Raw genomic sequence first — 13,143 nt, 5'->3', positions numbered from 1 at the left:
TTGCATTAAGACTCAAGTTGATGCCTCATGTCCCGCCCTAGAATTAATTAACGAAATGCGGCTCCCAAGGGAGCCGATTTTTTATTCCTCGATTTGCATCGATTAGGCAGAAATACGCGCTGAAAGAGCGACTCATAGTGCTAACGTCCTGTCGCGAATACTTTGCTGCTAATCCCGTGCATCTAATCCAGTGTTGCTAGCCTGTGTTGCAAGCCACTGCTCAAGCGCTGTTATCGACGCCTGCCAGCAGGTGGTTAATTCAGCCACGGCTTTGCTATCCAATCCATTTTCCCCTGTGGTGTTGAGTGTTTTCTCCCACTGCTGACAACACTGGGTCAGTGCTTTTAGCCCCATGCTGGCACTGCTGCCCTTAAGCGCATGCAATAGTTTTGCGCCTTCGCTGAAATGCGCCACAGCGCTTAGCGCCGAGAGTCGCTCAATTTGCTCGGCACTGGAGGTGCGATAGAGCGCCAACATATCACTCACGGCTTTCACGCCTAAAACCTCAAGATCTTGCTGTAACTGGTTAAGATCTAACAAGGTTTCAGCTTGATGGCTCTGGCGGGTAGGTTCTGCCTGACTCGGTGATTGAAGTGATTGCGGCGATGACTCGCCTAGTGAAGTCGGCATTGAAGCAGGCACACGCGCAACACCCAACCATTCAGTCAGGGTTTGCAGGCTCAAGGGTTTAGCTAACACAGTATCAAACCCCGCCTCCCGATACAGGCTAAGATCCTCCGTCTGCATCTGCGCGGTAAAGGCGGCAAACTTCACCTTGTCATTGGCGAATAACGCCTTTAACTGGGGTAATAGCGTGAGTCCCGAGCCATCACTCAGCTGAATATCGAGCATCACGGAATCGAATGCCTTATCGCCACTGACATGCGCCAGCGCCTGCTGACAACTGATGACCAAACTGGAACTGTGGCCTAAATGCGCCAAAAATCCCTGCGCGACCATGGCATTGACCTTGTTGTCTTCAATCACTAACACCCGTTGGGGATTAACCCGTTTTTGCACCTGAGTTTGCGTATCTAATGCCCTATCACACTGGGTAAAGCTCAGCTCAAAACCAAACTCACTGCCCTTGCCTGGCTCGCTCTTGACCCAAATGCCTGGCCCCTGTGCATCCATCAGTTCAACTAACTGTTTGCAGATGGCAAGCCCTAAGCCTGTCCCACGGCTGCGCCCCTGATTAGGCAATACGCAGTAAGGCATAAATAATTGCTCGCGCACCTCGGGCGCAATCCCCACGCCGGTATCGGCCACCACAAAGGTCAACTTATCGCCTCGTACGCTGACATTGAGACTCACGCCGCCTTCGGGGGTGAATTTAATGCCGTTACCAATCAAGTTAAACAACACTTGCCTCAGCTTAGGGCCATCAATCTGAATACACGCGGGTAACTGGGGACGATTCAGCCTTAGGCTCAATCCCGCTAAATTGGCGCCCGCCACCATAATCGCCAGCACTTCATCGAGCAGGGCGTTGATATCCGTTGGCCGCGGCTCATTGGTTAAATTACCCTGCTCGAGGCGGGAGAAATCGAGAATATCGCTCAGCACGGTTTGCAGCAGCGTGCCGCTGTATTGCGACAACGCGAGCATCTGTTGCTGCGAGGGCGGTAACTGACTATGGCCGAGCAGGGTGAGCGTCCCGAGTAAGCCATTGAGTGGGGTGCGGATTTCATGGCTCATGGTCGCCAAGAATTGGGATTTTGCCTGACTCGCCTCCTCGGCAACGATTCTTGCCTTAGCGTGGCCTTTGGCCTCCGCATCGAGGCGCAGGTTAGCTTCCGCCAATTCCTGCGTGCGCATGGCCACGGTTTGTTCGAGGGCCTTTTTATGCTCGGTCAGCTCATCGGCGACCTGGCGTAAATCCGTCTGCAATTTCAGGTTATGGGCGGTTTTTCGCTTAAATGCCTCGATAGCATTGGCCATGGCGGTCAATTCATCGTCGCCGTGGGCATCGAGGCTCACATTGGTGTCCCCTAAACTTAAGCGCGACATGGCCTCGGTCGCCTGATTTAACCTCAAGGCAATACCGCGATAAATCACTCGATAGACCACGACCGCCATGATAACCAACATTAATATGCCCGTGCCCCACAGCCCCAAACGGGCGTAAGACAACTGCATTAAGTAATCACTGCGCGCCAGCTCCGCCCGCTGTTGCTGTTGATTAAGCGCACTGTCCACCAGCGTGTTGAGGCTATAGAGTTTTTCCGCTAACTCCTGCTGCTGACGCTGTTGGCGCTGCAGGCTTTGACTCAGTTCTCGCTGTAATTTAATGATTTTTGGGGTATGAAGAAGGAGTGCCAGCTCCGCCTTTAGCGCATTGAGCCTGCCGGGGTCGCGGATAAGCTCAGCCACTGTGGTGAGCGCCATTAAATCGATACCCACCTCTGCCGCTGGCGCCTCAGTGGTTGCCAGCTCGATAGCCGTCCCTTGCTTTGGATGATCTGGATGATTTGGATGATTCTGCGCCATGGGGTGGGATGGTGCAGTGCTGGCAAAGGTGGCCAATAAACGGGGAACACTCAATTGCAGTTCGGACTGTAATTCGGATGCCTCAAATAACTGACTGAGCAGCGCAATTTGATGCACTAACTTGAGTGCGCGGTTGAGCTGCTCCTGCACATCTAACTCTCGCTCAATCACATCATCGAGTAATTGGCCACTGCGCTTATCCCCCGCCATATCCGGATAGGCTTGGCTGAGTTTTGCCAAAATCGCCGAGTCGACAACCGCCAATTCGGATTGCAATAACTCAGAGGCGCGGCCTGCGGCAACCGATAATTCGCGGGCCCTAAGCTGTAACTCATCGCCTAAGGTAATACGCTGGCCCACGCTCTTACCCAATAAGGTTAATTGCTCGATGATTTGCCCTGCTAATACGGATAAATGATTATCTTCGTTCACATCCAATGTCAGTAACACTTTGATGCTATTTAACATTGTGGCGCTTTCAAGGCTGAGCTTACGGCCGATAAATTCCCGCTGCCGCTCATCCTCCACTTGGCCTAACTGGGTCACACCATCGGATAAGGCATTAGAGGCCTGCACTAATTGGCGCGCGGCTTGAGAGGCGGGTAAGGATTCTTCATACAGATAACTGTCGGCCTGTTTGAGCCAATGCAAACTCAGGCTACCTAAGCTAACCAGTAGCAACAGCAATACCCCAAGCACGCCGAAGGCGAGCATGAGTCTGCCGGTTAAACTACTTCGCGATAAAGATAAAGGCGCCACACTTGTTCCTTCTGTTACAATGCCTTCGAGATAATCACTGTGGATGATACGAGACAATGGAAAAATTTTGGCAAGCTTTGCTCACACTCACCACTTTTGGCCTGTCATGTTTATCTGCAGCTGGTGCCAACAGCCAAACTTGGCCATTAGAGCAACGCCATCCCTTTAATGCCAAGATTCAACAGGCGCAGGCACTCGATTATCATCCCCTTAGTAAAGCACAACAGGCTTGGCGCATTTGTGCCTTAGTCCCCCACCTGAAGGATGCCTATTGGATTGGCATCGACTACGGCCTGATCCAACAGGCGAAACACCTCGGTGTGTCGCTGGATCTGTTCGAAGCGGGCAGCTACTACCATCAAGATAAACAGCTCGAGCAATTAAGCGCCTGCATGAAGGGAGATTACGACGCAATTTTGCTTGGCGCCGTGAGCCCTAATCTGCTCGAACAGTTTTCTGAGCCGCTAACCAAACCCGTGCTCGCCCTAGTGAATAAGCTCAATGCTGAGCAAGTGCAGACCCATATCGGCGTTAACTGGTATCAAATGGGGCTAAGTGCTGGCAATTTTATTAAGGCGGATGCCAAAGCGCATACGCCCAGCCAGCCGACCACCTTGGCCCTCTTAGCGGGCCCTGAAAACCTCGGCGGCACAGATTTAGTCGAACAAGGCATTCGCCATGCCCTCGAGGGCAGCAATGTCAGCATCAGTGCGATTCAGCATGCAGATAACAATCGCAATCTCTACCGCGATCAATTACAGATACTGCTTAAGGCCCAGCGCCCCGACTATATTCTCGGCAGTGCGGTGGCGATAGAAGCCGCTGTCAGTACCCTCAAACAAAAACAGCTGACGCAAGACATCAAGCTGGTGAGCAGTTACTTATCCCCCGCGATTCTGCGCGGCTTAAAACGACAAAAAGTGGTCTACAGCAATGATGACTTGGTCGTGTTACAGGGCAAACTCGCCATCGATGTCACGGTAAAACAACTCGAAGGCGCCGCGCCTTTTGGCGATATAGGTCCTGCTATCGTTGAGCGCACGACCTTACAAAATACCTTATCGGATCTTAGCTTTAGTCTCACCGAAGCGGATTTTTACCCCCTGTATCAAGTGCGCCCCTGAGTGCTTAACATAGCGATTAACTCTACACTTAACACAGGCCTAAAATCAGGGACTTAAGTTAGCGATTAATCATCCACCTTAGCGGCAAACAAATAGCCTTCACCATGGACAGTGACAAAGAGTTCGGGATTAAGCTTATTACGCAGGCGACGGATGATGACATCTATGGTTCTGTCATTCACATCCTGATTACGATGACTGGTTTGCTGCATTAAGCGCTCGCGGGAAAGTACCTGCTGCGGATGCAACGCAAAGGCGGTTAATAACTCAAATTCGGCCTTAGTGAGCTTGATAAGCTCCTCCCCTTGGCGCAGCTTACGGCTGTTTAATTCAAGCCGATAGCCTTCAAAACTCATCACATCATCGGGCTCGGATAATTCCTGCACCAGCGCTTGTTCGGCTTGTTTTACCAGAGAAATCCGCCACAGTAGGTTTTTAACCCTAACCAATAGCTCCCGCAGCTCGAAGGGCTTAGTCACATAATCATCGGCGCCCATCTCCAGACCGACGATTTTATCAATCGATTCATCACGGCCCGAGACTAAGATAATCCCCACATGGGAGCGGCTACGTAACTCACGGGTTAAGCTTAAACCATCTACTCCGGGCAGGTTAATGTCTAACATAATTAAATCAATATGTTGACGATTAAACTCGTGCCACATCTGCTCGCCATCGGCCGCCTCGACAACGCGGTAACCTTCTTTTTCAAAATACCCTTTCAATCGAGCACGAATAACCGCTTCATCATCGACAACGAGCACACTATAGGCCATGTTCTACATCTCTTATTTTGCTTAACTGAATTATTCATACTTTTTCATATTTGCATATGAGGAAAAGGTAAAATATGCGATCTCCGTTACTTTCTCGCACAAAAAACTGCCGAACTTTTACAGTAACATCAATATGACATATGCTTAGGCATATTGATTGGGGTGAGCACTAACAAACTATGAACAATAAAGAAGTAGTGATTGATGAAAGACGAAAGTTCTCGCGGATCCTCTTTGCCGCTAGCGCATCGGTACACCAAGGCGATAAACAGTGGCAAACCACCATACTCGACCTCAGCCTAAATGGCGCACTGGTGGACGAACCTGCCGGATTTAGCCATTCAAGTGAGCCTATCACCCTCAGTTTTACCTTGCCGGGCTCGGATATTGAGCTGCAAATGGAAACCGAGTTAGTGCATCAACGCAACCAGCAACTGGGCCTGAAATGTAACTTTATCGATGTTGACAGCATCAGCCACCTCAAACGCATCGTTGAGCTGAACCTAGGCGATGCGTCGATACTGAATCGTGAATTAGCGCTATTTATCGAAAAACACAACAGCGCCGATTAAGCGAAAGCTCAGCGCGACACAGGCTTCACCGCCGATAACACCATAAAAAACAGCGCCATTAGGCGCTGTTTTTGTTTTGATCATTATATCGCTTCGAGGGCTTCGGATAATTTTGCCACGCCCACCACTTCCATGCCCGCAGGCGGCTTTTTCGGCACATTGGCACGGGGCACAATCGCCCGCTTAAAACCATGTTTGGCGGCTTCAACGAGGCGTTCTTGACCATTGGGCACGGGGCGAATTTCCCCGGATAACCCCACTTCACCAAATACCACTAAATCGCTCGGTAAAATATCACCACGGAAACTCGACACCATGGCCAGCAGCAAGGTTAAGTCGGCACTGGTTTCCGTCACTTTAACCCCACCAACGACGTTGACAAACACGTCCTGATCCGACATTTGTAACCCACCATGGCGATGCATCACTGCCAGTAACATGGCTAAACGGTTTGCATCCATGCCCACAGCAACGCGGCGTGGGTTCGACATCGCCGAATTGTCCACCAGCACCTGAAGTTCTACCAGCAGCGGACGCGTACCTTCCCACACCACCATCACTAAGGAGCCAGAGGACTCTTCCTCGCCGCGGGAAAGGAAAATCGCCGAAGGGTTAGCCACTTCCTTCAAACCACGCTCGGTCATGGCGAAGACGCCTAACTCGTTAATCGCCCCGAACCGGTTCTTGTGGGAGCGCAAGGTGCGATAACGGCTGTCGCTATCCCCTTCAAACATCACAGAACAATCGATACAGTGCTCGAGCACTTTAGGCCCTGCGAGGCTGCCGTCTTTGGTCACATGGCCGACCATAATCACGGCAATGCCGTTTTGCTTGGCAAAGCGAGTTAAATAGGAGGCCGATTCACGCACCTGCGACACACTGCCAGGGCTCGATGCCACATCGCTCATGTGCATGACTTGAATAGAGTCGACGACGATGACTTTTGGCGATTCTTGCAGGGCGACTTCGCAGATCTGCTCCACGCTGGTCTCGGATAACATCCGCAGTTTATTGGTCGGCAACCCTAAGCGATGGGCGCGCATAGCGACTTGCTGCAGAGACTCTTCCCCCGTCACATAGAGCGCAGGCATTTGCTCGGCTAAATAGCAAAGGGTTTGGAGTAACAGCGTACTCTTACCGGCACCAGGATGACCGCCAATCAGAATCGCAGAGCCTGGCACTATACCGCCCCCGAGCACGCGGTCGAGCTCGCCAAAATGGCTCACAATCCGTGGTAACGCATTGAGGTCAATTTGGTCTAAGGTTTTGACTTCGCTACTACCGGCACCGGCATAACCCGCAAACTTAGTTCCCCGTCCGGGCGAGGCGGCGCCTAAGCGCACTTCGGTTATCGTATTCCACTCCTGACAAGCACTGCACTGCCCTTGCCAGCGAGGAAAATCCTGTCCACACTCATTGCACACGTACGCGGTTTTATTCTTTGCCATAACTTATTAAAATCTGTATAAAATCAATTTAAGTAACTGTGAATACTGCCGACATTAGACTAACACAGCACGGCATAAAATCAGCATTAGAAAAGACCCTACATGAGTTTAGATAACCATAATGCACTCATAGAACAGCTCAAGCCGCTACTCATGGAACCGAATTTCCAAGAGATTTTTCAGCAGCTGACTGCCGATGAAAACAATTCGACCCGTTTTCTGTTGAAAATGGAGTTGAATCGTTTGGCTTCGCCCTGCACCCGGATTATCGATCTTAGGGACAAGTCTGAGTTGCCCTGCACCGAAGTCATGCTCGGCCAACAGCGCCATTTTCTCGATGAGCCCGCCAAGCATAGTCTGCAAGCGGCCATGTCTCTATACCGCAATAAGTACACCTTAGGGGTGTATGAATATGTCATCGCCGCCCATCAACAGCGGCGACAAAAACTACGTCAGGTAACACAACAAACCGATAGCGTCGAGCCCGAGCCTTTTATGGTGCCCGGCGTGGTGCTCGGCAGTTATTTTAACCGCGCCGAAGAGCGGATGAATTACAGTATCCGCATTGCAGTGTCGCAACCCGGACGGACTGAAATGCCGGGGATCACCGTCGATTTATCGGTCGGCGGTGCGCGCATTCGCTTAGCGGCGAATCATCCCTTCGATCTCGACAAGCCGCTCAAGGTCAAACTGCTCGAGCTGAGTGAAGAATATTACTATCCCGATTTACAACTCGGGGTCGATTATCAGATTGTCGATAGCCAAACCAATGGTGAATTCGTTTGGTTACGCTTGCGCCGGATTGGTGGTACCGATGCTTTAGGTGAAATGCTGGGCAACTTAATCCGTGGTTATAAACTTCGTTATAAGCTGGATGTGAATGATGTCTTAGTGACGGCCTCGGGGTTAGGGTTCGAGCGTCATTACCTACCGCACCTGCCACATCTGCCTTTGTTTCTCAATCAGCAGTCCCAATCCATCACCCATATGCTGCTGAGCCGCGACAATCAGCAGATAGTGCATTATTTTCAGGATGAGAATGATATCAGCCAGTTGCCCGCCATGCTGACGCCAGCTAGGCTCTCTGCGCTGGTCAATCATCCTGAAAACCCCGATTACGGATTATTTTTTAGCTTTACCTACAACGCTCAAGGCTCACTGTATTTTTACTCGGCCACCTTAGCCGAATTAAAAGCCAAGGGCATGACGTCTTTATTCCTCGGTTTTGCTTCAACGAAACCGAGCTGGCGGATTTTCAAACTCATCCCAGATAAGATTTACCATGCTAAAGGTTATCGCCGTGCGACCTTGCCGGGGGATGATGCCAAGTACAGCCCGCTGGTGGAGCAGCAATTGTCCCAGTTCAGCCATATGCTGCAACTTATAGACCTCACCAATGAGGATGAAAGGGCCAGCTACAAAGCCTGGCAGGACGATAGCAATGCCAATGCGCTCAAAGCCTTTGGCCAACAGCGCCTAACGGCACACCAAATCAAGCCAGTTTCGATGCAATTTAGTGAGCGTCGACAGGAGGCTCGTTTTGCCTTCAAAACCTTAGTCAATGTGTCACAGGGAGCCCTAAAAGCGACGGGGATAACCTTAGATATTTCAGGCCGAGGTATGCAGCTGACGCTGGATAATCCGACTGAGTTTGCCACCAACAAGCCAATAATGATCAGTTTGCCTAAGTTGCAGACCATTGCCGGTAAGACTCAGCTGGATAATTTACCCTACCGTCTAGTGCGTACCCGTAAAAATGGCGTGACGCTCCATTTAGCTGCGGTCATGGGTCACACGCCCCACGTTGGGGTGGAGTTTTTAAATAAACTGATCGCCCATAACCGTGAAAAACTCGAACAGCTGACCGAGAACAATAGCGAGATAACAGAGCTCGCCGATGGTTTAAAAAACATTCTGCTACGCGAGCTGCACTCGGTCCCCTACTTTGTTGAAAAAACAACAAAATCGGCACAGGTCGCCTGTTTAGGGGTCAGCACTGAGCATGATGAAATCAGCGATATTTTTGCCGCAGGTTCCTCGGATACCCTGCAATATAATCTCGCGCCGCTACTAAAAGATGGATTCTTTAAACGGGACATTCTCGATCCTATCCGCCAAATGAAGCCGCAGCAGGATATGGATTTTATTGAGGTATTTATCCAATTGACCCGCCAGTCCCGCGGTCAATTCCATTTAAAATGTGTTCCCGCCACCGAGCTTGGAGATGCGCAGGCCAAAATCGCCTTTATCAACCAAAGTAAACTGGCGGGACGCTTTATGGCGCTGCGGATTTACCGTGGTGCAACCGAGAAACCGGATATGGGTTACCTGCGCCGCGAATTGGAATACATCAACATCCACGCAAACCACAGGGCGAAACAACTCGAGGAACAACTCTGGCGGATTATCGGTGTAGGGGAACTACTCGATATCACCCAAGAGGTGGAGCTGCGCTACCCTACTCTGCAAAAATAAACTAGGGTGCATCGCCCTAGTCTTTTAACACCGCCAATTCAAACCCGAGATACCAATCGCGGATCAGTGGAAAATGGTCACTCATCGCATCCATATGGGTCAGCATATCCGCATGACCATAGTCGTGCTTAAAGCCATTCGCCTTTGAGAGCAGAGTGTATTTCACTTGGCGAAAACCACATTCAGAGATCATATCGGCGACATCTTCGGGATGCCCAAGCACAGTATCGTTTTGCCCAGCAATAAACCAAGCGACGGGCCAGTGGGCCGCCTTCGCCGCCTTGCCATAGTCGAAGCCATCGTCATGGTCACGCCACTCTCCACGCACCCAATCTATGCTTTGAGTTAATGAGGCGCGGCTCTCGTTATCCATACCGACACGCAGCTTATCGGCGGCGAGATACCCCTGCCCCACGGCTAAACTCGGGGCGAGGCGATTCCAAAACACATCGACCATCAACCATTTTTTAAAGGACTTCACTCGAATCGTGCGTTTACTGCCAAAGGTTAGCAGTGAACGTACACTCTGCTGCAATTCGGGGTAACGCGCTAAGGCGCTTGCCATCAACACGCCGCCCCAAGAATGCGCGCACCAATGCAATTGCGATGGCGCAGGCTTTCCCTGCTCCTGACAAAGCTGTTGATGTATCTTCAAAATATGCTGCTGCACTAATGGCAGTTGCTCGCGGATCACCTCGCCTTGCCCTAGAGTAAAGCCACGCGCAATTTTGGGCAGACTCAAACCTCTACCTGCCGTATCCAGCACATAAACCACAAAGCCCGCCTGAGCGAGAAAGCATCCTAAGCCTCGACCACTCTGGCTGTAAAATACCCGGCCATTGGACATAGCACCATGCAACATCAAGATCGGAGGCTTTGAAAAATCCGCATTAGCAGGCAACAACTGGCGCAGGTGCAGCTGTCCATCTCGGTAAGGAATATAAAGGGAAGTTTGTGCGGGCGTTTGCGCCGAGTGTTGGGATGAAGAGGAAGTCAAAGTCAGTCGCTGGTAGTCCATTGATGAACACTAAACTACCAGCTAAGCGTCAAAAAACAAGAGTCATTACTCTAATGTTAACGACTCGGAAACAGCGGATAAATTAAAACTGCAGCAGATAAGGCAATACCCGCAGATCTAAACTGCGGATCCGCGCATCAGCCGCCGCCGCAAGTTTAGGCTTAGCATGGAAGGCTATCCCAAAGTCCGCCGCCTGCACCATAGGAATATCGTTTGCACCGTCACCGATGGCAACACGCTGGCCAGCTGGGATCTGCCAGTCTTGGCTACAACGGTTCACCACATCGGCCTTAAACTGGGCATCGACGACTTTCCCCGTGACGGTTCCCGCAAGCTTGCCGTCCGCAATCACTAATTCATTGGCAAAGGCTGCGTCTAAATTCAACAGCTGTTTTAAGTGACCAACGAACGGCGTAAAGCCGCCTGAAGCAACAACGAGGCGCCAATGGTGCGACTTAAGCTCGGTCAGCATGGCCTCAAGGCCCGGCATCAGTGGCAAAGTGTCACACAGGGTTTGAATAATCTTTGCATCGGCGCCCTCGAGCTGGGCAACCCTTTGGCGCAAACTCTGCTCGAAATCCAGTTCGCCCTGCATCGCGCGCTCTGTGATCGCCGCCACTTGCTCGCCGACCCCTGCCATCGCGGCAAGTTCATCAATACATTCAATTTGGATCGCGGTAGAATCCATGTCCATCACCAGTAAACCGGGCTCGCTCAGTTTAGGTAATGGGCCGCGAATAAGGTGTAACTCTACCTGTGATGGACAAGTGGCTAACAGCTCGGCACTCGGCTCAACGGGAAGCGCTAATTGAACACAATGCAGCGCCACTTGACGGCGAATAGGTGCGATGGAGAGCGAGGTTAATTTAAGGCTTTCAGCTAGAGAAACAATCCAAGCCGCTAATGAGTCTTCAATGCCTAAATCTTCGTAAATCAGACGCATAGCAAATCCGCTTTGGGATGGCCGCGTAGACGATTCCTGATAAGCCTCGAAACTGAGCCCCTGATATTCAAAGCGAGGTGAAGGGCTAGCAGCTAACCATACAAACAGCGCATTTTGGTTCAAGCTTTCCATAGGACTCGTGTTCTCCAACTATCGGGCTCACTCAGAATCAATTATGATTAGGCAAGCGCTCTAACTATTAAGGGTCAAAGTGTTATATCTTAAAGGGCTAAAGAAAAGCCATAAAATCAGTAGACTGCTCCAAATCGCCATCGCCCTGACCTTGATGGTCGGCTTAGTGCAATTGTGGCAGACAAGCCTACTACAAGGTCAGCTGCTTCTAAAGTCCCAAACGCAAAAGATGGCCAGATTACTGGTACAACAAACGGCCTACAGCGCGGCGCCCGCCCTACAATTGCAAAACGATGAACAGCTCCAATGGCTGGCCAGCGCCTTAGTCGAAGATCCTAAGGTGATGTCGGCAGCCATTTTCAGCGACCAAGGTATACGTTTAGCCTTCGCCCAAAGCCTGACCAATGAAGCCTTAGATCCCGAATCGGAAGACATGAGTTTGCTCCTAAGCAAATATCCACCCTATGTCGAACCCGTGATCCAAGATGGAAAAAATTTAGGCTATGTCGAGGTTAGACTCGATACCAAACTATTTTTTAATGAAATCAAAGAAGCGCATAACCTAAATATGGAGCAGCAGCAAATGATGCTGCTGGTTGCCGGTCTTATCGGCATGTTGTTATCCCGCGCCTTATCCTTTAAACGCGCCGATTTTGACCGCCGTCGCACCCGCGCCAAATTGCGTAAAAACCCTAAGAAGAATAAAGCCATAAAAGCCCCCGAAGCGGCCGAGGAAGCTAAGCCATCGGATAGTCAAGATACCCAGCAGGATGCCGTTATCGCAAGTGGCACTGAGGCTGTGCAAAAGCCAGCAGAAGCTAAAAAGGCCAAAGAAAGCAAAGAAGCACAGGATCTAGACACTCAGCCCTTGGAGAAATCGGCTGTAAGCAAAGCGCAGAATGAAGACAGCAACCAAGCCATTGCCGAATCTAAAGCGAAGAAAGCCAAAACAAGCGCAGAAACAAAAACTGCACTTGCGCCAGATCCAGTATCAGAGAAAGCAGTAGAGAAAGCGCTTGATGTGAAGCCAGAGCTTAAACCAGAGATAAAACCGGAGAAAGATGAGTCATCATCTGAGCCAACGCCTCAGTCTCAGTTTAAAACGGATACCAAAGAACAGCCGACTCAAGCTTCAGTCACCGAGCCGCCAAGCTCAGCGCCCACGCCGACTAAACCTAAGGTAAAATCGGTGCGCCGAGTGAAAACCACTGCGGCGAAATCCACCACTGAGAAAGCCCCAGCTCAACCAAGCGATTTAGATACCGATTCTACGGGTTAATCGAGGCGTCTCTGCTCAAACTGAAGCGTCTTAGGTTTAGCGCTGCATTGAGGATTGCCAATCTAAGATTCTGCAACACTGCTAAACCGATTGAACTTGAAGATCACTAGGTAATAAAAAAGGGTTC

Annotated in this window: 9 protein-coding genes; 4 read left to right on the top strand and 5 right to left on the bottom strand. The window is 50.7% G+C overall.

Features of this window, described 5'->3' with window-relative positions; translation table 11 throughout:
* Window positions 1–168 precede the first annotated feature (168 nt).
* On the bottom strand, window positions 169–3,249 hold the full coding sequence (gene torS, locus N7386_RS05410) for a TMAO reductase system sensor histidine kinase/response regulator TorS (protein WP_279767315.1): 3,081 nt from the start codon (window positions 3,247–3,249) through the stop codon (window positions 169–171).
* A 56-nt stretch (window positions 3,250–3,305) separates the two neighbouring features.
* Here torS and torT point away from each other — a divergent pair, with 56 nt between their 5' ends.
* A complete protein-coding gene (gene torT / locus N7386_RS05405; protein WP_279767313.1) occupies window positions 3,306–4,373 on the top strand; it encodes a TMAO reductase system periplasmic protein TorT in 1,068 nt (355 codons plus the stop codon).
* 65 nt (window positions 4,374–4,438) lie between these two features.
* On the opposite strand, the gene torR is transcribed toward torT, so the two are convergent.
* Complete coding sequence (gene torR, locus N7386_RS05400) at window positions 4,439–5,149, bottom strand: two-component system response regulator TorR (protein ID WP_011625509.1); 711 nt, start codon at window positions 5,147–5,149, stop codon at window positions 4,439–4,441.
* 200 nt (window positions 5,150–5,349) lie between these two features.
* Between torR and N7386_RS05395 the strand changes: the two genes are divergently transcribed.
* Entirely contained in the window at window positions 5,350–5,721 is a 372-nt protein-coding gene (locus tag N7386_RS05395; protein ID WP_164717995.1) for a PilZ domain-containing protein, read from the top strand.
* A gap of 83 nt (window positions 5,722–5,804) precedes the next feature.
* On the opposite strand, the gene radA is transcribed toward N7386_RS05395, so the two are convergent.
* Window positions 5,805–7,169 (bottom strand): DNA repair protein RadA, encoded by a 1,365-nt coding sequence (gene radA / locus N7386_RS05390; RefSeq protein WP_279767311.1) that lies wholly within the window; start codon window positions 7,167–7,169, stop codon window positions 5,805–5,807.
* A 102-nt stretch (window positions 7,170–7,271) separates the two neighbouring features.
* Here radA and N7386_RS05385 point away from each other — a divergent pair, with 102 nt between their 5' ends.
* Window positions 7,272–9,644, top strand: coding sequence for a PilZ domain-containing protein (locus tag N7386_RS05385; RefSeq protein WP_279767309.1), 2,373 nt, complete (start codon window positions 7,272–7,274; stop codon window positions 9,642–9,644).
* 16 nt (window positions 9,645–9,660) lie between these two features.
* On the opposite strand, the gene N7386_RS05380 is transcribed toward N7386_RS05385, so the two are convergent.
* Both N7386_RS05380 and serB read right to left on the bottom strand, forming a co-directional pair.
* Window positions 9,661–10,662, bottom strand: coding sequence for an alpha/beta fold hydrolase (locus tag N7386_RS05380; protein WP_279767307.1), 1,002 nt, complete (start codon window positions 10,660–10,662; stop codon window positions 9,661–9,663).
* Between the two features lie 82 nt (window positions 10,663–10,744).
* Entirely contained in the window at window positions 10,745–11,737 is a 993-nt protein-coding gene (serB, locus tag N7386_RS05375; RefSeq protein WP_279767305.1) for a phosphoserine phosphatase SerB, read from the bottom strand.
* Between the two features lie 79 nt (window positions 11,738–11,816).
* Between serB and N7386_RS05370 the strand changes: the two genes are divergently transcribed.
* On the top strand, window positions 11,817–13,016 hold the full coding sequence (locus tag N7386_RS05370; protein WP_279767303.1) for an AhpA/YtjB family protein: 1,200 nt from the start codon (window positions 11,817–11,819) through the stop codon (window positions 13,014–13,016).
* Window positions 13,017–13,143 lie beyond the last annotated feature (127 nt).

The organism is Shewanella sp. GD04112 (assembly GCF_029835735.1).
Classification (GTDB): domain Bacteria; phylum Pseudomonadota; class Gammaproteobacteria; order Enterobacterales; family Shewanellaceae; genus Shewanella.
The sequence above is the reverse complement of the archived record's forward strand: the minus strand, read 5'-3'. Positions and strand labels throughout refer to the sequence as shown.